Here is a 24465-nt window from a genome sequence, read left to right as displayed (position 1 = left end):
AGGCGAGGTCAGCACGCGCGGACCCGTGACGGCAAGCCCTTGATTTGTGCGGCGAATTATCGCGGCTGGATCGGAGCAAGCCAGCAACAACGTCAGATGGTGGTGCGGCGCAGCAGTTCGTCGCGGCGCTCGGCCATCTCGCGGCGGGTCCGTTCCAGCGCATCGCGCTCGGCCATCGACAACAGAGTCTCGACCGTCCGGTTCAGGTGATCATGGATCGCGCGGCGCGCTTCCTTGGGATCGCGGTCGCGCAAGGCGGCGACGATGCGGTGGTGATCCTCGGCGAAGCTCTTAGGATCGGCCAGGCGCACGCGGCGCAACTGGCTGGAGCAGTCGGGAAACTGCCGACGCAGCGTCCAGATCTCCTCGACCGCCGCGACGATGGCGGCGTTGCGGGTGGCGTGGGCCACGGCCAGGTGGAAATCGTGCTCCAGCCGCTCGCCGTCCTCGGTGGCGGCCAGGTTGGTCAGGTCGCGAGCGATTCGCTCCAGCCCGGCGATGTGCTCGTCGCTGACCGCGGCGGCCAGGGCGCAGGCCTCGCCCTCGAACAGGCGGCGAGCCTCGGTCAGCTCCAGAGCGCTCACCTCGGCCTCGGTGACGTCCTCCTCGGGCTTGCCCCGGGTGGTGACGTAGACACCAGAGCCCTGACGGGCCTCGACCAGTCCCTGGAATTCCAGGGCGATCATCGCGTCACGAATCGTCGGCCGGCTGACGCCGAACGAGTCGGCCAGTCCCCGCTCGGACGGCAGGCGGTCGCCGGGGACATAGCGCCCCTCGGCGATCGAGGCAGCGATCGAACGGGCCACCTGCTGGTACAGCTTCTGGGGATCCTGCGCCGTGCGCATCAAACCTCGCTTGAACGGAGAGAATCTATCTTAGCGCGAGGTCGGGCCTTGGGAAGCAGAGCCCGCGTTAGATTCTTGGACGGCCAGCTTGCGAACTTCGCTGGCCGATAGCAGGAACGCGCCGACGCCATAGAGCTGAGTATCATCGCGGCCCACCTGGTCAGGGGCGACGCCGACGCGCTGCACCCAGCCCAGACGGCCGTCAGGCTCGATCGCCGCTTCCAAGGCCTTCCAGCCCTTGTCGATGGCCGGGCCGTACTTGGCGCGCGGCAAGAGGCCGTGGTTCACGCCCCAGGCCAGGCCATAGACGAAGAAGCCCGTGCCGCTGGTCTCCGGCGTCTTCTGCGGCTCCAGCAGCGAGACGGGCCAGTAGCCCTCGGGGCCCTGCAGGGTGACGATCTTGGCCGACATCTGCTTGAAGATCGCCTCATACTTCGGACGGCTGGGATGATTGGCCGGCAGGTCCTGCAGGATCCGCGCGATGCCCGCATAGGCCCAGCCATTGCCGCGCCCCCAGAAGATCTTCGCGCCCGCGTCGCTGCGCCGTGTGATGAAGCGGCTGTCGCGGAAATAGAGGTGGTCGGTCTTGTCGTAGAGATAGTCGGTCGTCGCCCAGAACTCGCTGTCGGCGTGGTCCAGGTAGCGCTTGTCGCCGGTGACCTTCGACAGGCTCACCCAGGCCGGCGGGGCCATGAAGATGGCGTCGCTCCAGCACCAGCGGACCTGGCAGTAAGGGTCTCCCTTGGCCGGCTTCGGCGCGAAGTCCAGCGACACCGTCGAGGGATCGGCGAGCACGGCGTCGAAGCGCGCGCGGATCGGCGTGAGCTTGCCCTGATCCTTGGTGCGACCGGCGGCCCAGACCCACACCGCGCCGGTGGCGTCGGCGTCGGCGTGGCGCGGACGATGATCGAAGCCCCAGGCTTCCGCCTCGCCGTGCTTGAGGATCGCGGTGGTCAGGTACGGATCCTGGGTCGCGTCGGCGAAGGTGTAGAGGCCGATATAGAAGGCCGCTTGGATCCAGTCGCGGGGCGCCTCGGTGTCCTTTCGGAAAGCGGCGACCGGCACGTAGTCGAAGTTGTCCATGTGGGCCAATTGCCAGGCCGCCACCTTGCGGCCCGCCGCGTCGACCGAAGCGGCCGGGACACTGACGACGGCGGCCTTCCCTGCCATGCGGGGGGCGGCGGTGGCCGGCGCCGCGCCGCCGGCCAGGATCGCGGCGGCCACGGCCGCCTTCAGGAGCGTCTTGAAGGTCATGAGTGCGTTTCCTCCCGTCTTGTTCTTATGCGTTTCGTGTAGCCGCCTGGCTTAGGTGTTGGGGCCGAGCTGTGAGACCGCCAGCACGTCCATGTCGTCGAATTCCAGGTTCTCCCCGCCCATCGACCAGACGAAGGTGTAGTTCGAGGTGCCGACGCCGCTGTGGATCGACCAGCTGGGCGAGAACACCGCCTCGCCCTCGTCCATGAACACCGCGCGCGGCTCGGACGGCTCCCCCATCAAGTGCATGACCCGGCCGGGGTCGGTGTCGAAGTACATGTAGATTTCGCTGCGCCGGCGATGGGTATGCGGCGGCATGGTGTTCCAGACATTGCCGTCGGCCAGCTCGGTGAAGCCCATCACCAGCTGGCAGGTCTCGACGATGCCGGGGCGGATGGCCTGACGGATCACCCGGCGATTAGCGGTCGTCGCCTCCCCGGCCTGGATCGTCCTGGCCTCGTCGCGCCGCACCCGCTTGCTGGGGTGGCTGGCGTGAGCCGGATAGCTGACGAAGTAGAACTTGGCCGGGTTGGCCGGATCGTCGCTCGCGAAGCTGACGACCTGCGTCCCACGGCCAACATAGAGGCTGTCGTGGCGCGCCAGGTCGAAACCCTCGCCATCCAGGGTCACGACGCCAGGACCGCCGATGTTGATCACGCCCACCTCGCGGCGCTCGCAGAAGAACCGCGAGGCCAGTTCCTTGTGGGTCGGCAGGGTCAGGGCCGTATCGGTCGGCGCGGCCGAGCCGACCACCGCCCGCTCGATCTCCAGATAGCTCAGCGACAGCTCGCCGGGCCGGAACAGCTTGTCGATGACGAAGGTGTCGCGCAGTTCGCGCCCCGTCATGCGGCTAATGCCCGCGCGATCGGTGCTCTCACGATAGTCCATCTGAACGCTCATCGGCCGAGTTGGCCTCCACTTCGGGGAGGGCGCTGGCCAGCCGCGGCATTCACCGGCGGCCGCTCCGTGGCGCGCATCCATCCCCCATTTTTCGCTGGTTGCGAAACCGACATTACCAATCCGATGGTGACGCCGTAAAGGCCGAACGCGCGCCGACTGCATGTCTAACGTTGTCACTAGTCGTTGTTCGCCAAGCTGTTTGTCCAATTGAACAGTGAAAACAACCGCCCAGACCATATCCACTCGCCGAACGACGCTACTTGACAACTGGTCTGACCATAAGCCATCAGTTGGGCATACCAATTAGCCGTCGGACAGTGAGCCAGCGGCAGGCGCAGGAACACCAGGACCATGACCAGCATCCGATTGCTGCTGCTCGCCTCCACTGCGACGGCCTTGCTCGCCGCCCCCGTCGCGGCTCTGGCTCAGCAGACCAACACCGACTCCGCCCAGCTCGAAGAGGTCATCGTCACCTCGACCAAGCGCGCCGAGCGCCTGCAGGACGTGCCGGTGTCGGTGACCGCCGTCACCGCCGACGTACTGGACCGCAACAACGTCCGCGAACTGGGAGACCTGGTGAAACTGTCGCCGGGTCTGGTGATCAACTACGGCAGCCAGCCGGGCAATTTCAGCATCAACATGCGCGGCATTGGCACCTTCTCGAACGGCATCGCCGTCGAGTCGGATGTCGCGGTGGTCATCGACGACGTGCCGGTCGGCTTTCAGGCCGCCGCCTTCAAGGACCTGATCGACGTCGAGCGCGTGGAGGTGCTGCGCGGCCCGCAAAGCACCCTGTTCGGCAAGAGCGCCATCGCCGGCGTGCTGAACATCGTCACCGCCGCCCCGACCAAGGAATTCTCCGGCAAGGCCATGGCGCTGGCGACCGATGACGCCGAGCGCCGCCTGGCCTTTACCGTCTCCGGCCCGATCCGCGACAACCTGCTGTTTCGCCTCACGGCCGCCAAGAGCGACTACGACGGCAACGTCAAGAACCTGACCGCCGGCAAGAACGTGAACGGAAGCTCCGGCTTCACCGCCACCGCCAAGCTGGTCTGGACGCCGACCGAGAACCTGACCCTCAGCCTGGCCCCACGCTACAACCACAATGTCAGCAGTTGCTGCGCCAGCGTGATCAGTGAACTGACGCCGGGCCTTTTCTATCAGGGGGAGCCGGGCTTCCCCGCCAGCACCACCCTGCGCGGGATCACGATCGACAAGAACAACCACTTCCTGCGCGCCGACGACCGTATCGGCGGCGGGAATTCGGATGTGTTCGGCACGACCGCCCGCCTCGACTACGCCTTCGGCGACGGCTCGGCGCTGAAGGGCCACACCCTATCGTCGATCACCTCGCACGATCGCTGGAAGATGACCGACTTCCAGGACATCGACGGCACCGACGTACCGTTCCTGCTGGGCTTCCCGGTCGCCAACCCCTCGGGCGTCAACAGCGGCGCGGTCATCAACGGCTATTTCCACGCCGACAGCTGGACCCAGGAGTTCCGCCTGACCTCGCCGGGGGACACGCGGCTGCGCTACGTGGCCGGCCTCTGGTACGCCAAGAACGACCTGGACCGCTTCCTGAATCGCGGCCCGGTGCTGCAGCTGGCCCGCTACCTGGCGCAGAGCACCAACGAGAACTACTCGGCCTACGCCAACGCCACCTGGGACCTCACCGATCGGCTCAGCCTGACCGGCGGCGGTCGGATCAATCGCCAGAAGATCAGCTACAAGTTCGACAAGACCATCTTCGCCAGCACCGCCATCGGCGCGGCGACGACGCACCAGCTGTTCGGCAAGTCCGACCAGGACGACGCCTTCACCGGCAAGATCGGCGCGCAGTACAAGGTGACGCCGGACATCATGACGTTCGCGACCTTCTCGACCGGCTACAAGGGCCAGGCCTATGATCTGGTCAGCACCTTCGACGCCCGGATCGCCGCCCAGATGCCGGTGCCGCCCGAAACGGCCAAGAACTACGAGCTGGGCTTCAAGAGCAGCCTGTTCAACCGCCGCGCCTACTTCAACGCCACCCTCTTCCGGGCCGACTACAAGGGCTTCCAGACCTCGGTGACGTCGTTCCTGCCGGACGGCACCTTCCTGACCTTCCTGAACAGCGTGGGTCAGCTGCGCACCCAGGGCCTGGAACTGGACGGGGTGGCGCGCCTGAGCTCGAACTTCAGGATCAACGGCGCCTTCGCCTATACCGACGCGACGGTCGTCGACTTCGCCAACGGCCCTTGCAACAACGCCCAGCCCGCCACCGGCGACCTGCCGCTGCAGCCCGCGGGCTATGTCGGCAAGCCGGGCGAGTGCTACCGCACGCCGACGACCAACGGCCGGGTGCAGAACCTGCACGGCAAGCGCCTCAACAACACGCCGAAGTTCAAGTTCAACATCGGCGGCCAGTACGATATCGACCTGCCCGGCATGCCGTTCAAGGGCTTCGTCGGCGCGACCTATCGCTGGCAGGACGACGTCAACTTCTCGCTCAGCCAGGATCCGCGCACGATCCAGAAGGCCTATGGCATCGTCGACCTGAAGCTGGGCGTCACCGCCTTGAGCGATCGCTACAAGATCTCGGTCTTCGCCAACAACCTGTTCGACAAGCGCTACGCCCAGGGCTTGGGCAACGGCACGTCGGGCTACAGCAACCCGGCCATCCCGACCGCCCTCGGCAAGACGTGGTTCCCTGGTCGCGACGCCTTCCGCTACGTGGGCGCTCGCCTGGACGTGAACTTCTAGAGGCCGGGCCTAGCCCCTCCTCCGAGTCCCCCTCCCGCGGCCGGATCCCACCTGCGGATCCGGCCTCTTTTTTGCTGATAGCGGAGGGCCTGCTTCGCGGCGCTGGCCGCGCTCTCGCCTACTTCGCGGCGCTGGCCGCGCGGATGGCGATCTCTTCGCGCTTTGCCGCCAGGCTCTCGCGGGTGCGCTCGATAGCCTCCAGCTCGGCGGTCAGCAGCAGGTTCTCGATCAGGCCGCCCAGGTGGGTCTGCATCGCCGCGCGCGCGGCCTTGGGATCGCGCGTCCGCAGGGCCTCGATGATTTCCTGGTGCTCGTCGTTCAGCGGCCGCTTGCGCACGTGGCGTGCCTTTTCCAGCATCTGCATGCACAGGCGCGAGCGGTAGCGCAGGTCCCAGGCGCCCTCGATGATCCGCACCACGGCGTTGTTGCGGGTGGCCTGGGCGATGGAGATGTGGAACTGGCGGTCGGCCAGTTCCGACTGCTCCTTGGTCGAGGCGTCGCTGTTCATCTCGGCGACCAGGGTCTCGAGATAGGCCAGTTCCTCGTCGGTGATCAGGGTGGCGGCCAGGGCGGCGGCCTCGCCCTCGAACAGGCGACGGGCCTCGGCCTGCTCGAACGCCCCGATGTCGAGGTCCTTCACCGGTGGCGGCGGCTGGTCGAGACGCACATAGACGCCCGAGCCCTGGCGGGCCTCCAGCAGCCCGCGCATCTCCAGCGCGATGACGGCGCGGCGGACGGTGGGACGGGAAACGCCGAACTCGTCGGCCAGGTCGCGCTCGGACGGCAGGCGATGGCCCGGCTGATAGACGCCTTCGGCGATCGCGCCGCTGATCGTCGCGGCCACCTGCTGGTAGAGCCTGGAATCCGGCGAAGGGGTCGACATCAAGAGCGGCCACGGACAGGCGCCACGATCGGCGCGTCACAGGACTAGCCTGCGTCCCGCCGGCTCACAAGCACTCGCGGGCCAACCTCCCTTGGAGTGGCCTTACCATGAAGTCCCGGCGAAGCGACCGGAGGGAGGACTCCGGCCGCCATCGTCGTCCGCCCCGGGAGGAGGTTGGCGCAAGGTACGCAGCGCCTTGGTCGACGAGCAAGCGAACGAACAAGGGTAAAACCCCGTCCGTCGCGCGCCCCTAGCCTAACGAAATTGGCCAGCCATGCAATTGAAAATGGCCTTACCAATCATCTCGCGACCAGGTGAACTCATACGACCAATTTGACAGCGTTATCTTGCCTCACGCCGCCTGCTTCAGCCCCCAAGGATGAGCCGGATAGAATTGGGCCATCATCCGGCCGACATAGTCGACGAGCCGCGGATAGCCTTCGGCCTCACGACGTAGCGGCGAGTCGAAGTGCGGCGTCATGATCCCCGCCAGCATGGCGAAGGCCGTGGCGTCGACGCCGACCGGATGGCTGTCGCGCATCAGATAGGCCTTGTCCTCCAGCAGCTCGTCCAGCGAGCGCAGCGACAGCCCGCCCAGCCAGGCGACCTCCTCGCGCAGGTGCCGGCCGACGCCGACCGCGCGGACATTGGCCGCGATCGCTTCCCGCAGACCACGCCTTAGCTCGTCACGCACGGGCTCCGGCGCTTGGTCGAACCACCGCGCGGCCCCCTTGGCGAAGTTGGCCGGGTCGAGGTGGCGGAAATAGGCCGACACCCAGCCTAGCTGGTTCTCGATCATGCGCTCGATCGCCCAGGCCTGGGCGCGTTCCTTGCCCGAAAGGCCGATGTCGAGATCGATGTCGTACTTCCGCTCGATGTGGGCGCGGATGAAGGTCGAGTCGCCTATCGCCTGGGCGGCGTCCTCGATCCACGGCAACTGGCCCTTGGGCGCGGTCTCGCGGCTGCCCGTGGTTTTCTTGTAGTCGAGGCCAGCCATCATCAGCTGGACCTCGGTCTTGGTCACATAGGGGCTGATCTCGGGCAGCCCGAATCCGGCTCCGGCGGCGAATAGCGTGATCATCGTCCCTCTCCATCACGAATGTCGTGGTGACGACTTGCTACCGCCAGGCTACTGCCAGCATGCTGTCAGTAGCGATCAGCGATATTCGAGGCCATGAGACGCGCCGAACGCCTTTTCCAGATCATCCAGATCCTGCGCCGCAGCCGCGCGCCGGTGACCGCCGACGCCATCGCCGTCGAGCTGGAGACCTCCAAGCGCAGCGTCTATCGCGACATCGCCGCCCTGGTCGGCCAGCGCGCGCCGATCCGGGGCGAGGCCGGGATCGGCTACGTGCTGGAGGCCGGCTTCGACATGCCGCCCCTGATGTTGACGCCCGACGAGATCGAGGCGGCGGTGCTGGGCGCCCAGTGGGTGGCCGGGCGAGGCGATCCGGTCCTGGCCAAGGCCGCCAACGACCTGATCAGCAAGATCGCCGCCGCCGTGCCCGACCGCCTGAGGCCCTACGTGCTGGAGCCAGCGATCGGCGCAGCACCGGCCTGGAAGCCCGAGACCGACCGCATCGACGTCGCCCAGGTCCGCGCCTGGATCCACGCCGGCCGCAAGATCCGCCTGGACTACAGCGACGGCGCGGGCGCGGTCAGCGCGCGGGTCATCTGGCCGGTGACCGTCGGCTATCGAGAGACGATCCGGATGATCGTCGCGTGGTGCGAACTGCGCGAGGCGTTCCGAACCTTCCGCACCGATCGCGTGGTCGGCGCGGAGTTCCTGGAAGAACGCCACGGCAAGCGGCCGGCGGTGCTGCGCGGCGAGTGGATCAAGTTCCGCGACGCCGAGATCGCCGCCTGGAAGCTGAAAGAACGCGCTGACTGCTAGATCCCGTGCCGCTTGGCGAAGGTCTCGAACAGGCTGGGCCAGGCCGCCACCGGCTTGCCCGGCGTGCCGCGCAGGCCAAAGCCGTGGCCGCCCTCCTCGAAGATATGCAGTTCGGTCGGCACGGCCTTGGCCTTCAGCGCGGCGAACATCACCAGGCTGTTCTCGACCGGCACCGACTTGTCGTCGGCGGCGTGCAGCTGGAACACTGGCGACAGGCCCGCAGTCACCAGGCGCTCGGGCGAGATCGCCGCGGCCCGCTCGGGCGAGGCGTCGGCGGTCAGCAGCTCCTTGCGCGAGCCGCCGTGGGCGATGGCCGGATCCATGCTGATCACCGGATAGATCAGGCCCGACAGACTGGGCTTGGCCGGCAGGTCGTCGGCGGCGTCGATCCGATCGTAGGTCTTGTCGGCGAAGCGTGTCGTCAAGCTGGCCGCCAGGTGGCCGCCGGCCGAGAAGCCCATGATCGCCACACGGTCGGGGCTGAAGCCCATCTCGACCGCGCGCGCCCGGATCTGACGAATGCCGCGCTGGGCGTCCTGCAGCGGCGTGTCGGCGCCAGCCGCCCAGCCGTCGCCGGGCATGCGGTAGAACAGGACGAAACAGGTGTAGCCCTGCTGGTTCAGCCAGCGGGCCATCTCGTAACCCTCCTTGTCCAGCACCGCCCGCACATAGCCGCCGCCGGGAATCAGCATCACCGCCGCGCCGTTCGGGGTCTTGGGACGGAACACCCGCAGCACCGGCTTGCGAGTGTGGGCCATGGCCCGGTCGCGCACGCCGTTGGGATCGCCGCGCTCGAGGATCACTTCCTCGACAGTGACCTTCGCGCCGCCGGGGGGGCCGGCGGGCCAAAGGACGATGGACTCGGTGGGATCGGCTAGGGGCTCCATCGGCGCGGCCTCGACGCTCTTGGCCGCCAGCGAAGCCAGGAAGCCGGTGACAAAGGTCGCCAGGGCGCCGCGACGGTTCAGCATGGATCTAGCCTTCTAACGGGATGTTGTGGCGGGAGCCTAAGGCCTAGGAAACCGGTTTCCTAGCCCTGGGCGAACCGAAGGTGATGCAGCACGATCCCACTGGTGGTGGCGACGTTCAGCGAATCAAAGCCGCCCGCCATCGGGATGCCGATCGTCCGCGCGCGGGCCATCACCTCGGGCGTCAGGCCGGGACCTTCCGCGCCCAGCAGCACCGCCGTTCGAGCCGCGGGCTTCAGACGCGCCAGGATCTCCGTCGCCGAGGGACTCAGCGCCAGGCCTTCGAAATTCGTCGAGGCCAACAGGCTGGCGATGTCCTCGCCGCGCTCCAGCCTCGCCGTCGGGAGCGACAACGCCGCCCCGACCGAGACTCGGATGGCCTTGCGATAGAGCGGATCGCAGCAGTCGGCGTCCAGGATCATCGCGTCGACCCCGAAGGCGGCGGCATTGCGATAGATGCCGCCCATATTGTCGTGATTGGCGATGCCGCACAGCACCAGCACGATCGCTCGCGCCGGCAGGCCGGTCAGCAGGTCGCGCGCCGGGATCGGGTCGGGCTTCTTCCCCACCGCCAGCACGCCGCGATGCAGGTGAAAGCCGGCGATGGCGTCGACCACGGCCTGATCCGCGAGGTGGACGGGGACGTCGTCCGGCAGGCCGGCGAAGACGTCGGCCAGCTTATCCTTGCGCTTCGGATCGATCAGCAGCGAGACCACCCGTTCCGGCGCATCGCGAACGAAGGCGCGCAACACCGTCTCTCCCTCGGCGATGAACAGCCCTTCCCGCCCAACGAGGTCGCGCTCCTTGATCGCCCGGAACGGGGCGACGGCGGGATCGTCGGGATCGGTGACAATGCGGAACGCGGGCACGGCAAATCTCGAAGCGGCTTAACGCACCCCTCGTATCGGCAGGATCGCCAGACCGCCAGCCAGGGCGAGACCTGCGGCCATCCAGAAGAAGACCTGGAAGTTCTCGTGGGTCGAACCAAGGCTCCACACCGCGAGCGCCGGAGCCAGAGCCTGCGGCAAGGTGTTGGCCAGGTTGATGACGCCCAGGTCCTTGCCCGCGTCGCGCTGCGACGGCAGCACCTGGGTTACCAGGGCGATGTCGACGGCGGAAAAGCAGCCCGCGCCGCAGCCATAAACGATATAGGCCCCGACCAGCACCGGCCAGGCTGGCGACAGCGAGAAGACGATCATCGACGAAGCGATGGTCAGGGCGGCGCCGAAAGCGAACAGCTTGCGCCGCTTCAGCCGGTCCGAAAGCACGCCGCCCAGCATGGCGCAGGCCACGTTGAACACGGTCGAAATGGTCGCCAGGATCGCCAGCCCCTCCTCGGAGCGATGGCCGGGGAACAGGCTGGGATAGTCGACCACGTCCTGCAGGAAATAGAGCATGTAGCTCTGCACCAAGCTCAAGGCGACCAGCACCATGAAGCGCCCGGCCCACGCGAAGGCGAAGTCCGGGTGCTTGCGGGGACTGACCCAGAGCCCTCGGACGAACTCCATCAGATGGAACGGCGGCGCGTCCGACTTGGGCAGCGGGGGATCGCGCAGGCGGATCACGAACGGCGCCAGGCCGAGCAGAAGCGCGGCCGAGATCGCGGCATAGCGTTGCCACTCGACCACCAGCAGTCCGCCGATCACGACCGCGCCGACCGCCGTGCCGATGGGATTGCCCAGACTGAGGAACGCAGCCACCAGCCCCTTCTGCGTATCAGGCACCCGGTCGGGCATCACCGCGACCAGGGCCGAGAAACACAGGTTGAAGGTCAGCTGGAACAGGATCACCCCGCCGATCAGGGCCAGCGGGGTCTTGGCGTGCATGATGGCGAGATAGGCCAGGGACGCCCCCAGCGCGCCGACCACCATCCAGGGCCGACGACGGCCGAAGCGCGAGGTGGTGCGGTCGCTGATCGCCCCGGCCAGCAGGTTGGCGATGCTGGCGGCGATGGCGCCATAGAAGGCGACCTGGCTCAGCACCACCGCCTTGGAGGCCGCGTCGATCGACTCGGCCTTCAACGGCAGCAGGACTTGCAGAAGCGGTTGGAACGAGACGAAGGCCCCGACCTGGGCCAGGGTATAGGCGGCGATGAAGTTCGCGCGCACCGGCTCCTTTGGCCGCGCTCCGTCGTCAGGCCGCACTCTACTCACCTCCCCCAAGAGCATGGCGAGCGCCCCGCTCTAAGACTTTTAGATTGAGCCCGTTTCGCGAACGGGCTCGGCGCGGTCTTACGCCGCGTCGAAGGGCGACAGTGGCCGCGCCTTCCTTGCGAGACAAGGGGGAGTTTCCCTATCCCCCGCGGACGCTCTAGGTTGGCTAGATGAACATGAGTCAGAACAGCGTCGGGACGATCTGATGGCCTCGGTGACGATCTACGATGTCGCCGCGCGGGCCGGCGTCTCGATCAAGACCGTTTCGCGGGTGATGAACAAGGAGCCGAACGTCCGCCCCGCCATGCGCGATCGCGTGCTCGAGGCGGCCGGCGACCTCGGCTACAGTCCGAACCTGTCGGCGCGCAGCCTGGCCGGCTCGCGCTCGTTCGTGATCGCCGTCTTCGTCGACGCCGCCCTGACCATCGACCACTGGCGGAGCGAGCGCGGCGCCGACTATCTCAGCCGCATCCAGCTGGGCGCGACCCTGGTGTGCCGCGAGGCCGGCTATCACCTGCTGATCGAGCTGATCGACAATGACGGCGCGAATGTGCGCCAGGACGTGGCCGCCTTCATCGCGGCGCTGAAGCCGGACGGCGTGATCCTGACGCCGCCCTCCTCCGACAATCCCGGCGTGCTGGAGATACTGGACAAGACCGCCACGCCCTATGTCCGCGTCGGGCCCGAGCGCGCGGACGGACCGGGTTCCCGCGTGCACATGGACGATGTCGCGGCCGCCCGCGAGATGACCGAGCATCTGGCCGAGCTGGGTCACAAGCGCATCGGCTTCATCGTCGGCGAGCCGCGCTACGGCGCCAGCCAGGCGCGACGTCAGGGCTATCTGGAGGCCATGAAGGCGCGCGGCCTGTCCGTCGCCGGCGACTGGGTGCGCCAGGGCGACTTCACCTTCCAGTCCGGCCTGGAGCAGGCCAAGGCGCTGCTGGCCCTGCCCGATCGCCCGACGGCCATCTTCGCCAGCAATGACGACATGGCCCTGGGCTGCATCGCGGCGATCGCCGAGGCCGGACTGATGACGCCCGGCGACGTGTCGGTGGCGGGCTTCGACGACAGCCCCAGCTCACGCTTCAGCCGCCCCCAGCTCACGACCGTGCGCCAGCCGGTCGCGGAGATGTCCTCGGTGGCGGCCAAGTTGCTGATCGCCCAGGCCAAGAGCAACGATCCGCCCGAACGGCCGGTGGATGAGCTCCTGCCGTTCGACCTGATCCACCGCGCCTCGACGGCGCCGCCGCCGAAATAGATCTTACCGGCCCGCCTATCGGCCTGGGCGGGCGAAGGCGGCGACGCGGGCGCGGGCGGCGTGGACGGGGTTCTCGGCCGGTTGCTCGCGCTCGGTCGGCTGGAAGCTCTGCGCACGCCCGCCCAGGCGGAACGCCCCGACGCGGTTCGAGAGGTCGGCGGCCTCGACGCGCAGGGCGTGGGTGGCCTCGGTCGACCGCGAGACCATGGCGGCGTTGCGCTGGGTCACCTGATCGAGCTGGTTCACGGCCGAATTGACCTGGCCCAAGGCCGTCGCCTGTTCGCTGGCGGAGGCGGCGATGGCGTTGACCAGCTCGTCGATGCCACCGACCTTCTCGTGGATGCCTCGCAGCGCCTCGCCCGTCTGGCCCACCAGGTCGACGCCTTCGCTGACCTGGCGGCTGGATTCGGTGATCAGCGACTTGATCTCGCTGGCGGCGCTAGACGAGCGCTGGGCCAGAGCCCGCACTTCCTGCGCCACGACGGCGAAGCCCTTGCCGCTATCGCCGGCGCGGGCGGCTTCGACCCCGGCGTTCAGAGCCAGCAGGTTGGTCTGGAAGGCGATCTCGTCGATCATGCCCAGGATTTGGTTCACCTGCGAGGATTGCGCCTCGATCTTGGTCATCGCCTCCGCGGCGCGGGTGACGATCTCGCCCGAGCGCTGGGCCTCGGTCGAGGCTTCGCTGACGCGCGAGGAGACCTCGCGGGCGCCCTGCGCGGTCTTGCTTACGGCGCTGGTCAGCTCCTCGACGGCGGCGGCCGTCTGCTCCAGCGTGGCGGCCTGTTGTTCGGTGCGCTGCGACAGGTCCTCGGCGCTGCGGGCGATCTCGTCGACGCCCGATCGGATGCCCCCGGCCGAATGCTCGACCGAGCGCATGGCTTCGGCCAGGGCGCTGACGGCCTGCTCGAAATCGACCTTCAGGCTGTGGAATTCGGGCGCCAGATCGCCCTCGACGCGGGCCGACAGATCGCCGGCGGCCAGTCGCGACAGAGCCTCGCCGACCGCCTTCACGGCCTGGGCCTGGCCATGCTCGGCGGCCCGGCGTTCGGCTTCAAGCGCTTCGCGCTCTTCCTGCATTACCGACAGATAACTCGAGATGGCCAACTCCATGTCGAGGAACACGGCCTTGGTCAGGGCGGAGAGACCGTCGGCCAGGTCGGCGTCCGACTTGGCGGCGTTGTTGAACAGGCCCTTGGCGCGCTTGGCGACGACGGCGCGGATCAACTCCTCGGCCACAAGGGCGTAGCCGCCGATGTACCACCGCGGCTGGATGTCGGCGTGGACGTGGGCGCGCCCGATCCGCTCGACGTCGCGGACATAGGTGTCGCTATAATCCGCCTGGGCGATCCGGCTCCAATGGGCCGCCTGGGCGCGCTCGGCGCCAGCCATGTGGGCGTCGTCGCCAAACTTGACGCGTGTCTCGGGGAACGTGCGGACCTGGCTGTAGAACTTGTTCAGCGCGCCCTTGATCTCGGCGTCGATCAACGGCTTGAGGGCGCGCAGCGCCGACCGCGAGCGCTCGTCGAAACGCATGAAGGCCATCCGCTGATCAAGCTTGGCGTGCGCGCTCATGCGTTCGTGCTCCGGTCATGACGATAAGATTTCGTTGACCATGTTCGTGACGGGAATCCGTTAACCAAGACTGAAAGTTGGATGCCTGCGCGCACCCGCCGCACCACAATGTCGAGGCGCCGCGTCGCACGCGTTTTCGGGGCGCGGAGCGTTATTCGGCAACAAGCTGCGCCTTGGCGCGTTTTGGGCTTGTCAGGCCCATGGCGGGGCTTGGATATAACCAGGAAACGAGCCCCCAGGACTTCATGGCTTTACCGGCGGACTTCACCTTGACCGATCAGGACGGCCGCACGACGGCTGTGCTGACGGGGGACTGGACCGCGCGGGGGCTGTTCGACGCGGGCCTGCGCCTCGACACCGACCTCTCCGGCAAACGCGCGCTCGATATGGACCTGACTGGGATCAATCGCTGCGACACCGCCGGCGCCTATGCGATTCTGCGGGCGGGCGGCGAAAACCTCGAGCCGGAGAACGTCCAGGCGCGCCGAGAAGTGCTGCGCCTGCTGGAACTGGTCCGCGCCGCCATCCAGGTCGAGCCCGAGCCGGAGATTCGTCCCGGCGGCTTCCACGCCCTGCTGGAGCGGATCGGCCGAGGCGTCTTTGGCCTGTTCCAGGACGCCTACGGCACCCTGGTCTTCCTGGGCCATCTGCTGGTCGCCGTGGCTCGCTGCGTCGCCGATCCACGCCGCATCCGCTGGGCGCCGGTCGTGGCCCTGTGCGAGCGCGCCGGTCTGGACGCCCTGCCGATCGTAGCGACCACGACCTTTTTCATCGGCGCGGTGGTGGCCCTGCTGGGCGCCAACATGCTCACTGAATTCGGCGCCCAGGTCTATTCGGTGGAGCTGATCGGCATCTCGGTGATGCGCGAGTTCAACATCCTGATCACGGCCATCCTTCTGGCCGGCCGCTCGGCCTCCAGCTTCGCGGCCGAGATCGGCTCGATGAAGATGAACCAGGAGATCGACGCCATGCAGGTCATGGGCGTGGATCCTTATGAAGCGCTGGTTCTGCCCCGCTTCGCCGCCCTGCTGTTCACCATCCCGCTGCTGGTGTTCGTGGCGACGATCGCGGGCCTGGCTGGCGGCATGCTGGTGGTCTGGGTCGTGCTGGACCTGTCGCCGACATTCTTCCTGCAGCGGATCATCGACTTCGTCGGCGCCACCCATTTCTGGATCGGCATGTCCAAGGCGCCCGTCATGGCCGCGGTCATCGCCGCGATCGGCTGTCGCCAGGGCATGGAGGTCGGCAACGACGTCGAGTCCCTGGGCCGTCGGGTGACCGCGTCGGTGGTCCACGCCATCTTCGCCATCATCCTGATCGATGCGGTCTTCGCCCTGGTCTACATGGAGCTGGACATTTGACCCGCGCTCCGACGACCAAGAAGCAACATGAACTTGAGGTCGCGCCCTTGCCGGCCGAGGACAACGCCGAGGCCGAGAAGCATCCGATCGATGTCCGGGGCCTGGTCTCCAGTTTCGGCGACAACATCATCCATGACGGCCTGGACCTGAAGGTCGAGCGCGGCGAGGTCCTGGGCGTGGTCGGCGGTTCGGGCACCGGCAAGTCGGTGCTGCTGAACACCATCATCGGCCTGAAGACGCCCGACGGCGGCCAGGTGAGGCTGTTCGGCGGCGACATGCGCGTGGCCTCGCGCCGGCGCTGGTCGTCCGTCGAGCGCCGCTGGGGCGTTCTCTTCCAGCAAGGCGCCCTGTTTTCCAACCTGACGGTGCGCGAGAACGTCGCCGCGCCGCTGCATGAACACACTAGGCTGCCGCGCCGCGAGATCGACGAGATCGCCGATCTGAAGATCGCCATGGTCGGCCTGCCCGCCCGCGCCGCGCTTCTGAAGCCGGCCGAGCTGTCGGGCGGGATGCGCAAGCGCGCCGGCCTCGCCCGGGCCCTGGCGATGGACCCCGAATTGCTGTTCCTGGACGAGCCCACCGCCGGCCTCGACCCGATCGCGGCCGAGGCCTTCGACGCCCTGATCAAGGACCTGTCGGACAGCCTGGACCTGACGGTGTTCATGATCACCCACGACCTGGACAGCCTCTACGCCATCACCGACCGTGTCGCCGTCCTGGCCGACAAAAAGGTCGTCGCGGTGGCGCCCGTTCGCGAACTTGAGCGTTCGGATCATCCCTGGATCAAGCAATACTTCCTGGGCCCCCGGGGTCGCGCCGCCGCGACCGCCGAGGATCCGGCCTAAAGGACGGACTTCTGATGGAAAGAAACGCCAACTACGCCCTGGTCGGGGCCATATCCCTCGCCCTGTTCATGGGCCTGGTGATCTTCGTCGTCTGGCTGGCCAAGGTCAGCTTCAACAAGGACTACGACCTGTACGATATCCTGTTCATCGGTCCGGTGCGCGGTCTGTCAACGGGTGGCGAAGTCCACTTCAACGGCATCAAGGTCGGCGAGGTCGCCCGTATTGAGTTGGACAAGAGCGATCCGAACCGCGTCATCGCCCGCGTGCGCATGACCTCGGACGTGCCGGTCAAGGTCGACAGCTACGCGACCCTGGAGCCGCAGGGCATCACGGGCGTCAACTACGTGCAGATCACCGCCGGCTCGCCGAACAAGGAGCTGCTGAAGGACACCGTCAAGAACGGCAAGGTCCCCGTCCTGCGCAGCCAGCGCAGCGCCCTATCCGACCTGCTGGAAGGCGGCGGCACCGTGCTGACCCGCACCATCGAAGCGCTGGACCGCGTCAACCGCGTCTTGTCCGACCAGAACATCAAGACCTTCAGCGCCTCGCTCAGCGATGTACAGGCGGTCACCGCCGAACTGCGCGAGCGCAAGGAGATCATCGCCGACGCCCAGAAGGCTTTGCAGAGCATCGATGCGACCGCCCAGTCGATCACCAATCTGACCAACAACGCCAACGGCCTCGTCGAGGGCGACGCCAAGCGCACCCTGAAGGAGGCCGGCGACGCCGCCGCCGAACTGAAGGCCGCCGCCAAGGACGCCCGCTCGATGATCTCGAAACTGGAAGGTCCGACAAGCGACTTCGCCAGCACCGGCCTGCCGCAGCTGTCGGCGGCCATCGTCACCCTGCAGTCGGCAGCCGAATCCCTGGATCGCCTGGTCGGCGATGTCGAACAGAACCCCCGTGGCGTGGTCAACAAGGCCCCCGCCAAGGAACTGGAGGTCAAGCCGTGAGCCCGATGATGCGCAATGTTGCCCGAGGCCTGGCCGTCGCGACCCTGGCCATCGCCCTCTGCGGCTGTATCAGCGTCTTCCCGAAGACCAAGCCGGCGACGATGTATCGCTTTGGCGACGCCGACATCAGTGTGACCAAGGCCCCGGCCGGCGCGATGTTCGGCGTACAGAAGGCCCCGTCCGCCTTCACCCGCGCCGCGGCGGGCGACCGCATCCTGACCGTGACCAATGGTGAGGTCGCCTATATCGCCAACGCGCGCTGGGTGTCCCCGGCCTTCATCCTGTTCGAGGAGGCCGTCGCCCGCGCGTTCGAGAACGATCCGGGCCGCGCTCGCCTGATCGGTCGGGGCGAGGTGGCGAAGGCCGACCTCGTGTTGCGCCTTGAGGTGCGCACCTTCGAGGCCGACTATGTCAACGGTCCCAAATCCGCGCCCGAGGTGGTGGTCCGCGTCCGCGGCGTCCTGAACCGCAATAGCGATCGCGCCTTGGTCGGAGACCAGACCTTCGAGGCCAAGGTCAAGACCGCCGACAATCGCGTCTCGGCCATCGTTCCGGCGTTCGACCAAGCCAACGCCAAGGTGCTCAGCGAGGTGGTGGCCTGGGTCAACGCAGCCGGGCCAGGCATCAAGAACTAAGGGGTCTGTTCAAAGCGCTTCCAGGGGTTCCGTCACTGGCCCATAGCCCGCGTTCTCCTGGATCCGCAGGACCTTGCCGTCGACCCAGGGCTCGACGGTGACCAGCTCACGCCCGACGGCCCGCGCCACCGCGTCGGCCGGGCTGGCGCTCTCGGCCAGCATCTGAAGGTTCATGCGGGTCGGGAAGATCACCTTGCGCTCGCCCGAGGCCGCCAGGTCCAGGGCCAGGCTTGGAGCGATCCATTCTGCGTCGACCGCCTCATGGCCGTCGCAGATCGCCTGCTGAGCCAAGGGCGCGTGGGCGACGTAGAACCAGGTATCGAAGCGCTTGGTCATCAGCTTGGGTGTGATCCAACGGGCGAACACCGTCAGGGCCGAGAGATCCAGCTTGAGGCCCAGGTCCTGGACCACATCGAGAAAGGCTACCTTGTCCTCCGCCACCGCCGCCCGGACATCCTTGGCCGCCTCGCCGGCGTAGAAGGCCCCATCCCGGTCGCGAGCCAGCAATATGCCCGCTTCTTCATAGGCCTCGCGAATCGCGGCGATGCGAAGGGCCACGCCATCCTGGCCAACCTCGTCGAAGCCGATGGCCAGTTCGCGCCAACGCGGGTCGCTGTCGCCCTGGTGGCTCTTGCCGCCCGGGAACACCAAGGCGCCCGCGGCGAAGTCGATCTGATGATGCCGCTTGACCATAAGCACCTCGAACGAAGGCGCATCTCGAAGCAGCAGTACGGTGGCGGCGAGACGGGTCTCGCCCGACGGAGAGTCAGACATGGCTTGAAGTCTGGCGCAGGCTCGCGGCCTTGCCCAGACCTCTTTCGAACAATCGTTCGGCTAGGCCGCGCCCTGGCCCCTGGTGCGATCGGCGCGGCGGCGCCCGCTGCTGCGGTCCATGCGCTCCATCAAGTACTCGCTGTCCTCGCGGGAGACCGTGTGCGACGAGGTCAGGAAGCGTTGGATCATGTGCTCCTGGAAACGCTCGCGATCGTGGGCGCCGCCGTCGAAGTCCAGGCCGTGGAAGGCGTCGACGCCCGCTCGGAAAGCCGAATAGAGGCGCGGCGGCAGACCAGCTCGCTCGCAGATCGCCTTCAGCCCCAGAGGGCCGGCGTCGTGGATCATCAGCCAGGTGCGATGGTGCGGAATCCCGGCCAGTTCGGCCACGGCCCACTCGAAGAAGGTCATGTGCCCGTGAGCCAGGGCCCGCAGGAGCAGCGACGGCGACAGGCGGCCGACTTTGCTCAGATGTGCCACGAAGGCCTTGGGATCGGCGGCGCGGCCGGCCTGGTCGACCAGATCGATCGTCGCGCGCTCCTTGGCGCCCAGGATGAGCTCCATCGTGCGCTCGGCCGACAGGGCGTGGCTGGTCAGGATATGATCGCGCAGCTGCTCGCCGACCATGTCGATCAGGCGTTCGCTGACAGAGAGCGGCAGGGCCGTGCGATACGCGACAGCCTGCAGCACGCTTTCCGACTTGGAGAAGCGGTCCAGCGCCTTCTGCAGCGCGACTTCAGAGAAGCGGGCGTTGTCGTTGGCGCAGGCGGTGGCGACCACGTCCTCGTCGCCCTGCTCGACCAGGAGGGTGGTGATGCGGCTGGAGAGCTTGGGGCGCTTGGCCACCGCCTTCTGGCGTACCGAGCCGCCAACGCGGACGATCTCGGCCAGGTCGATGTCGGTGAACACCGGCGAGAAGCTGATGATCGGCAGGCTGACGCTCTCGACGTCGCGGGCCAGGCGGTTCGCGACGTCCGGCGGCAGAGCGGTGGAATTCTTCAGCGTCACCGCCATCGCCCGGCGGACCAGCTCGGCGGCGTCGGCGGCCATCACCCGCAAGATCTCGTGCGCGACCTGGCGATCCTCGTCGCTCAGCGCTCCACGGTCGATGCTTCGGCAGAGCTTGTGCGCGGCCAGCGCGCGCTCGTCAGGCGTCGCGCCCTTCACAAGCATGCGGATGTCGGAATCGGTGAGTGCGGCGCGTGTGGTGGCCATGTTCGCTTGCCGGGACCTGGTGCTTGGAGCCCTATCCTCGACGGTTAGGCTTAATGATTGTTTGAATATCGTACCTGTGGATTAACGATACCCCGTAACCGGGTACAAACCACGCCGCCCTAAGGTGCGCCCTCAATTACGAGGAGTGCGATCTTGCTCGCCGAGCGCCGCCCTAAAGATATCTCGACGGACGGCGCGCACCTCGCCAAGGCGCTGGACGCCCAGGCCGCGCTATTGCCTTACGCGCTTGGTGTTTTCGCGGTCAGCCTGCCGCTTTTCGTGTGGATCGGATCGTTCGCCGCCAACCGTGTATGGATGACCGCCAGCTTCGCGGTGTTCGCGATCAACTGGGGCGCTTTTTACGCGGTGGTGAACTGGTTGCGCGACCAAGGGTCGCAAGATCTTAACCGTAGAGCCCGGGTCCAGGTGATGGGCGGCGTGCTCTGGGCTCTGGCCGCGGTGCAGGTCTCGATCTTCGCCTTGGGCGCGGGCCCGGCGCGCGAGCCCCTGCTCCTGTTGGCCACGGCGGGCGCTGTGCTGTGCGCGTTCTTCGCCGCGCCCTATCTGGTGGGCCTACTGATCGTCGCGCCGATCGCGGCGGCCGGTCCGCTGATCGCGTCCTTCTCCGGCGACCGCGAGTTGGGCGAACTGACCTGGGGCGCGACCGCCCTGGCTCTGACCCTGGCCCTGATCCTGAACCGCATGTTCCGCCGTCAGCACGACTTGGCCGTTCAGCACGAGCACCTGGTCGACGAGCGACTGCGAGTGCTGGAGGCGGCCGAGCGCACCGCCCGCTCCAAGTCCGACATCGTCGCCACCTTGAGCCACGAGATCCGTAACGGTCTGACCGGCGTCACCCACGTACTGGCCGCCGCCGCCGGCAAGGGCGGTCGCGCCGCGCCGTCTCGCGAGCAACTGAACGCCGCCCTCGACGCGGCCCAGGACTTGATCGCCGTGCTGAACGCCACGCTCGATTCCGAGACCGCCGAATCCGGCCGCCTCAGCGTCGAGGCTCAACCTTTCGATCCTGTCCGCCTGGTCCAGGACCTGGCCCTGCTGGACAAGCCCAACGCCGCGACCAAGGGCCTGGAACTGTCCGTTCACGTCGATCCTCTGCTGCGCTTCCGCGACAGGGGCGCGATCGTCGCCGACGCCCTGCGCACCCGCCAGATCATCACCAACCTGCTGGGCAACGCGGTCAAATATACCGTGCGCGGCCGCATCGAGGTTCGCCTGGAGCTGCGCGAAGGCCATATCGCGATCGAGATCGCCGACACCGGCCCTGGCCTGTCGGCCGAGGAGATGGAGCAAGCCTTCGAGCCCTTCCGTCGCATCGAGCGCACCGGCGCCGGCGTCAATGGCGCGGGTCTGGGCCTTTCCTTGTCGCGTCAGCTGGCCCGTCTGATGGGCGGCGCCCTCGAGGCGCGCAGCGCCGTGGGCGTCGGCAGTTGCTTCACCCTGACCCTACCGTTCGATCAGGACGCCCAGTGCGCGTTCGACGCCGGAGAGATGGACGCCGCCGTCTCCGACACCTCCGGCGCGCCGCGCGCCCTGCGCATCCTGATCGCCGAGGACGACGCCCTGAACGCGGCGATGTTGCGCGCCATTCTCGAACAGTTGGGCCATCAGGTGGTCCACGCCCAGAACGGCCGCCGCGCCGCCGATCTCGCCAGGATCGCCGAGTTCGACCTGCTGATGTTCGACCATCGCATGCCGGTCATGGACGGCCCCGCCGCCACCGCCAGCCTGCGCGAGAGCGAAGGCCCCAACCGCCACGCCCCGATCATCGCCATCATCGATGGCGATGGCGAGGAGACCACTGGCTTCCTGGAGGCCGGCGCCGACATCATGCTGCGCAAGCCGGTCTCCGTGGCCGGCGTCGCCCGCGCCCTGGCCGACGCCGCGGCGCTGGACCGACGCGCCGATCGCGCCGCCGCCTAACGGCGTCTACCCCAAGGTAAGCCTTCCCCCAGCCCTCGCCCTCGCCCATGCTCCTCCCAACGAGAAAAAGGGAGAGAGCGATGCTGGAGGGACTGCGGGTCGTCGAGCTGGCGACCTATATCGCCGCCCCCGGCGCGGCCGGGATCATGGCCGACTGGGGCGCCGAGGTGATCAAGGTCGAGTCGCCAGAAGGCGACCCGATGCGGCGGTTCTTCGACACCATCGGCTCGGACCAGGACGCCAACCCGATCTTCGAACTCGATAACCGCGGCAAGAAGGCCGTGGTGCTGGACATCCGTTCCGACCTGGGCCGCGACGCCCTGAAGGCTCTGGCGGCCACCGCCGACATCTTCCTGACCAATGTCCGCCCCGCCGCCCTGGCGCGCGCCGGCGTCGACTACGAAACGCTGAAGGCGATCAATCCGCGGCTGATCTATTGCAGCCTGACGGGCTACGGCCTGACCGGTCCGGACCGCGACAAGCCCGGCATGGACGTGGCGGCCTTCTGGTCACGGGCCGGGGTAGGTTCGATCACCGCGCCGAAGGGCACCGAGCCCTTTCCGATCCGCACCGGCATGGGCGACCACGTCACGTCCCTGGCCACGGTGTCGGCGATCCTGGCGGCGGTTCACGAGCGGACGGTCACGGGCGTAGGTCGTCTGGTCGAGACCTCGCTGTTGCGCGCGGGCGTCTATGCGATCGGCTCGGACATGGCGATCCAGCTGCGCTTCGGGAAGCTGGCCTCCACGCGGGGGCGACGCGAGGCGCTGCAGCCGCTGGCCAACTTCTACAAGACCGCCGACGGCCGCTGGATCTGCCTGCTTCCTCGCCAGGGCTCGGTCGACTGGCCGCGCATCGCCGCCGCCGCCGGCCGACCCGAACTGGTCGAGGATCCGCGCTTCGCCAACGCCAAGGCCCGGCGAGAGAACGGCCAGGCGCTGGTCGATATTCTGGATGAGGCCTTCGGCGCCATGGCCTATGACGACGCCGCCGAGGCCCTGGACGCCGGCGACATCACCTGGGCCCCCTACCAGACGCCGCGAGAACTGGTCCAAGACGCCCAGGCCGAAGCTGCGGGCTGCTTCGTCGACACCCCCGACGGCGCGGGCGGCACATTCAAGGCTCCCGCCGCCCCGGCCCGCTTTCCAGGCGCGCGGGATGGCCCGCGCGGTCCCGCGCCGAAGCTGGGCGCGGATACCGAGGCTGTATTCAGGGAACTGGGGTGGTCAGACGATCGGATCGCCGAGCTGAGCAAAATCAGCGCTGCTTGACCTTGTCGTTGGCCTCGGCCAGCACGCGCAGCATCTCGGCCGAGAACATCGAGCTGGCCAGGCGCTGACCGCCGCCCATGCTCGAATTGTCCGAGCCGCCGAACGGATTGCCGACGTCCTGTGAACCACGCAGGATCAGGTCGACCATCGCCTCCTGCTGGCGGATCCGCTCCAGACGGCGACCACCGGCATATTGCGTGAAGCCTTGGTCGCCTTCCGGCAGACGCACCGTATCCGGCTGCTCGGTGACGCGAGTCGCGCCGCCGGTCCTGGTCAGGTTGGCGTAGACCTCGCCGACCGTGGCGGCGCGGCCTTCCTTGTAGAAGATCGACTTGTTGGCCTGGGCCGCGTCCGGGAACATGGCGGCGGCGCTGGCGCCGGGCGAAGCGGTCGCGGCCTGGATCAGCCTAGCCGAGCCCGCCGGCCCCAGGAAGTGGGCGGCGTAGAGCTCGCCAGCGGTCGGGTCGCGCCCCACCCGGCCCCGCAGATACGAAGCGTGGTCAGAGGTCAGTTCACCGGCCATCAGCGAAGCGGCGTGCGGATCGGCCTTGAGGCCCAGCACGGCTTTGCGAGCCTCGTCGCCATCGACCCGATAGCGGCCGTCGGGTCCCTGCGAGATCAGATCGGCGTAGCGGGCGTAGCCATACTTCGAGCCGTGCTTCTTCAGCGTGGACAACCAGGTCTGGTCGACGAACTGGAACAGACCCGACGCCGAAGAGGTTCGGGCCCTGGCAGCCGGATTGAATCCGCTTTCACGCTTGGCCGTGCCCATCAGGAACGTGAAGTCGACCCCCGTCGCGCTGGACGCGCGCTGGATCGCCGACTCGACGACGCTGCGGATGGAACTGACGGCGGGCATGGGTCTCAGGAGTCGGCGACTATGGTTAATTCGCGATTAACCACGTTAGCAAGCCGTCCCCAGATGACGACATGCCGCACCCATTCTTACAAGCGTAAGACAAATCGTCGCCCGGATTACGATTGTCAATTTACAGCTTCAT

General features: G+C 67.5%; 20 protein-coding genes and 1 pseudogene. 9 read left to right on the top strand and 12 right to left on the bottom strand.

Features of this window, described 5'->3' with window-relative positions; translation table 11 throughout:
• Nucleotides 1-92: 92 nt before the first annotated feature.
• The 3 genes from ACW175_RS06455 to kduI are packed head-to-tail and all read right to left on the bottom strand — an operon-like array spanning nt 93 to nt 2999.
• Complete coding sequence (locus ACW175_RS06455; RefSeq protein ID WP_492103778.1) at nt 93-845, bottom strand: FadR/GntR family transcriptional regulator; 753 nt, start codon at nt 843-845, stop codon at nt 93-95.
• Nucleotides 846-875: 30 nt separating this feature from the next.
• A complete protein-coding gene (locus ACW175_RS06450; protein WP_492103777.1) occupies nt 876-2099 on the bottom strand; it encodes a glycoside hydrolase family 88/105 protein in 1224 nt (407 codons plus the stop codon).
• Nucleotides 2100-2150: 51 nt separating this feature from the next.
• Nucleotides 2151-2999, bottom strand: a complete 849-nt coding sequence (kduI, locus tag ACW175_RS06445) for a 5-dehydro-4-deoxy-D-glucuronate isomerase (protein ID WP_492103776.1) — start codon at nt 2997-2999, stop codon at nt 2151-2153.
• A gap of 351 nt (nt 3000-3350) precedes the next feature.
• On the opposite strand from kduI, the gene ACW175_RS06440 reads away from it, so the two are divergent.
• Nucleotides 3351-5744, top strand: coding sequence for a TonB-dependent receptor (locus tag ACW175_RS06440; RefSeq protein ID WP_492103775.1), 2394 nt, complete (start codon nt 3351-3353; stop codon nt 5742-5744).
• A gap of 118 nt (nt 5745-5862) precedes the next feature.
• On the opposite strand, the gene ACW175_RS06435 is transcribed toward ACW175_RS06440, so the two are convergent.
• Both ACW175_RS06435 and ACW175_RS06430 read right to left on the bottom strand, forming a co-directional pair.
• Nucleotides 5863-6627, bottom strand: a complete 765-nt coding sequence (locus ACW175_RS06435) for a FadR/GntR family transcriptional regulator (RefSeq protein ID WP_492103774.1) — start codon at nt 6625-6627, stop codon at nt 5863-5865.
• Nucleotides 6628-6979: 352 nt separating this feature from the next.
• On the bottom strand, nt 6980-7708 hold the full coding sequence (locus ACW175_RS06430) for a glutathione S-transferase family protein (RefSeq protein WP_492103773.1): 729 nt from the start codon (nt 7706-7708) through the stop codon (nt 6980-6982).
• Between the two features lie 93 nt (nt 7709-7801).
• Between ACW175_RS06430 and ACW175_RS06425 the strand changes: the two genes are divergently transcribed.
• Entirely contained in the window at nt 7802-8521 is a 720-nt protein-coding gene (locus ACW175_RS06425; protein WP_492103772.1) for a helix-turn-helix transcriptional regulator, read from the top strand.
• On the opposite strand, the gene ACW175_RS06420 is transcribed toward ACW175_RS06425, so the two are convergent.
• Genes ACW175_RS06420 through ACW175_RS06410 form a run of 3 tightly spaced genes read right to left on the bottom strand, consistent with a single transcriptional unit; the run spans nt 8518 to nt 11633 of the window.
• On the bottom strand, nt 8518-9492 hold the full coding sequence (locus ACW175_RS06420) for an alpha/beta hydrolase (protein ID WP_492103771.1): 975 nt from the start codon (nt 9490-9492) through the stop codon (nt 8518-8520). The two genes, ACW175_RS06425 and ACW175_RS06420, sit on opposite strands and share 4 nt — an antisense overlap.
• A gap of 59 nt (nt 9493-9551) precedes the next feature.
• Nucleotides 9552-10358: a TrmH family RNA methyltransferase gene (locus ACW175_RS06415; protein WP_492103770.1), complete on the bottom strand. Its 807-nt coding sequence runs from the start codon at nt 10356-10358 to the stop codon at nt 9552-9554.
• Nucleotides 10359-10376: 18 nt separating this feature from the next.
• Entirely contained in the window at nt 10377-11633 is a 1257-nt protein-coding gene (locus ACW175_RS06410) for an MFS transporter (protein WP_492103769.1), read from the bottom strand.
• Between the two features lie 214 nt (nt 11634-11847).
• Here ACW175_RS06410 and ACW175_RS06405 point away from each other — a divergent pair, with 214 nt between their 5' ends.
• Nucleotides 11848-12900 (top strand): LacI family DNA-binding transcriptional regulator, encoded by a 1053-nt coding sequence (locus ACW175_RS06405; protein WP_492103768.1) that lies wholly within the window; start codon nt 11848-11850, stop codon nt 12898-12900.
• A gap of 15 nt (nt 12901-12915) precedes the next feature.
• On the opposite strand, the gene ACW175_RS06400 is transcribed toward ACW175_RS06405, so the two are convergent.
• Nucleotides 12916-14472, bottom strand: a complete 1557-nt coding sequence (locus tag ACW175_RS06400) for a methyl-accepting chemotaxis protein (protein WP_492103767.1) — start codon at nt 14470-14472, stop codon at nt 12916-12918.
• A gap of 245 nt (nt 14473-14717) precedes the next feature.
• On the opposite strand from ACW175_RS06400, the gene ACW175_RS06395 reads away from it, so the two are divergent.
• From ACW175_RS06395 to ACW175_RS06380, 4 genes and pseudogenes are all read left to right on the top strand, one after another.
• Complete coding sequence (locus tag ACW175_RS06395) at nt 14718-15833, top strand: MlaE family ABC transporter permease (RefSeq protein WP_492103766.1); 1116 nt, start codon at nt 14718-14720, stop codon at nt 15831-15833.
• Between the two features lie 47 nt (nt 15834-15880).
• Nucleotides 15881-16694, top strand: a pseudogene (locus ACW175_RS06390) (ABC transporter ATP-binding protein); the annotation flags it as partial.
• Nucleotides 16693-17631: an MlaD family protein gene (locus ACW175_RS06385; RefSeq protein WP_492103765.1), complete on the top strand. Its 939-nt coding sequence runs from the start codon at nt 16693-16695 to the stop codon at nt 17629-17631. The pseudogene ACW175_RS06390 and the gene ACW175_RS06385, both read left to right, overlap by 2 nt.
• A 5-nt stretch (nt 17632-17636) precedes the next feature.
• Entirely contained in the window at nt 17637-18266 is a 630-nt protein-coding gene (locus ACW175_RS06380) for an ABC-type transport auxiliary lipoprotein family protein (protein WP_492104912.1), read from the top strand.
• A gap of 9 nt (nt 18267-18275) precedes the next feature.
• Here the strand turns inward: ACW175_RS06380 and ACW175_RS06375 are convergent, their stop codons facing one another.
• The gene (locus ACW175_RS06375; protein ID WP_492103764.1) at nt 18276-19040 is read right to left on the bottom strand and encodes an NUDIX hydrolase; all 765 of its coding nucleotides are present in this window, start codon (nt 19038-19040) and stop codon (nt 18276-18278) included.
• A 60-nt stretch (nt 19041-19100) separates the two neighbouring features.
• On the bottom strand, nt 19101-20252 hold the full coding sequence (spbR, locus tag ACW175_RS06370) for a pole-localized protein SpbR (protein ID WP_492103763.1): 1152 nt from the start codon (nt 20250-20252) through the stop codon (nt 19101-19103).
• Between the two features lie 153 nt (nt 20253-20405).
• Between spbR and ACW175_RS06365 the strand changes: the two genes are divergently transcribed.
• Together ACW175_RS06365 and ACW175_RS06360 are read left to right on the top strand one after the other, a co-directional pair.
• Nucleotides 20406-22193 carry a hybrid sensor histidine kinase/response regulator gene (locus ACW175_RS06365; protein ID WP_492103762.1) on the top strand — a complete coding sequence of 596 codons (1788 nt, stop codon included), beginning with the start codon at nt 20406-20408 and terminating at the stop codon, nt 22191-22193.
• 80 nt (nt 22194-22273) lie between these two features.
• Nucleotides 22274-23464: a CaiB/BaiF CoA transferase family protein gene (locus tag ACW175_RS06360; RefSeq protein WP_492103761.1), complete on the top strand. Its 1191-nt coding sequence runs from the start codon at nt 22274-22276 to the stop codon at nt 23462-23464.
• Here ACW175_RS06360 and ACW175_RS06355 read toward each other — a convergent pair.
• Nucleotides 23451-24323 carry a lytic transglycosylase domain-containing protein gene (locus ACW175_RS06355; RefSeq protein ID WP_492103760.1) on the bottom strand — a complete coding sequence of 291 codons (873 nt, stop codon included), beginning with the start codon at nt 24321-24323 and terminating at the stop codon, nt 23451-23453. The two genes, ACW175_RS06360 and ACW175_RS06355, sit on opposite strands and share 14 nt — an antisense overlap.
• Nucleotides 24324-24465 lie beyond the last annotated feature (142 nt).

It is taken from the genome of Caulobacter sp. FV1ye6ST (genome assembly GCF_058681225.1).
This window is presented reverse-complemented; position numbering and strand designations above follow the sequence as displayed.

Excerpts from the sequence above, each read along its gene's own strand:
- spbR (WP_492103763.1), bottom strand. The coding sequence starts at position 20,252 with ATGGCCACCACACGCGCCGCACTCACCGATTCCGACATCCGCATGCTT.
- ACW175_RS06420 (WP_492103771.1), bottom strand. The coding sequence starts at position 9,492 with ATGCTGAACCGTCGCGGCGCCCTGGCGACCTTTGTCACCGGCTTCCTG.
- ACW175_RS06400 (WP_492103767.1), bottom strand. The coding sequence starts at position 14,472 with ATGAGCGCGCACGCCAAGCTTGATCAGCGGATGGCCTTCATGCGTTTC.
- ACW175_RS06435 (WP_492103774.1), bottom strand. The coding sequence starts at position 6,627 with ATGTCGACCCCTTCGCCGGATTCCAGGCTCTACCAGCAGGTGGCCGCG.
- ACW175_RS06430 (WP_492103773.1), bottom strand. The coding sequence starts at position 7,708 with ATGATCACGCTATTCGCCGCCGGAGCCGGATTCGGGCTGCCCGAGATC.
- ACW175_RS06395 (WP_492103766.1), top strand. The coding sequence starts at position 14,718 with ATGGCTTTACCGGCGGACTTCACCTTGACCGATCAGGACGGCCGCACG.
- ACW175_RS06355 (WP_492103760.1), bottom strand. The coding sequence starts at position 24,323 with ATGCCCGCCGTCAGTTCCATCCGCAGCGTCGTCGAGTCGGCGATCCAG.
- kduI (WP_492103776.1), bottom strand. The coding sequence starts at position 2,999 with ATGAGCGTTCAGATGGACTATCGTGAGAGCACCGATCGCGCGGGCATT.
- ACW175_RS06385 (WP_492103765.1), top strand. The coding sequence starts at position 16,693 with ATGGAAAGAAACGCCAACTACGCCCTGGTCGGGGCCATATCCCTCGCC.
- ACW175_RS06440 (WP_492103775.1), top strand. The coding sequence starts at position 3,351 with ATGACCAGCATCCGATTGCTGCTGCTCGCCTCCACTGCGACGGCCTTG.
- ACW175_RS06450 (WP_492103777.1), bottom strand. The coding sequence starts at position 2,099 with ATGACCTTCAAGACGCTCCTGAAGGCGGCCGTGGCCGCCGCGATCCTG.
- ACW175_RS06455 (WP_492103778.1), bottom strand. The coding sequence starts at position 845 with ATGCGCACGGCGCAGGATCCCCAGAAGCTGTACCAGCAGGTGGCCCGT.
- ACW175_RS06380 (WP_492104912.1), top strand. The coding sequence starts at position 17,637 with ATGATGCGCAATGTTGCCCGAGGCCTGGCCGTCGCGACCCTGGCCATC.
- ACW175_RS06360 (WP_492103761.1), top strand. The coding sequence starts at position 22,274 with ATGCTGGAGGGACTGCGGGTCGTCGAGCTGGCGACCTATATCGCCGCC.
- ACW175_RS06425 (WP_492103772.1), top strand. The coding sequence starts at position 7,802 with ATGAGACGCGCCGAACGCCTTTTCCAGATCATCCAGATCCTGCGCCGC.
- ACW175_RS06405 (WP_492103768.1), top strand. The coding sequence starts at position 11,848 with ATGGCCTCGGTGACGATCTACGATGTCGCCGCGCGGGCCGGCGTCTCG.
- ACW175_RS06375 (WP_492103764.1), bottom strand. The coding sequence starts at position 19,040 with ATGTCTGACTCTCCGTCGGGCGAGACCCGTCTCGCCGCCACCGTACTG.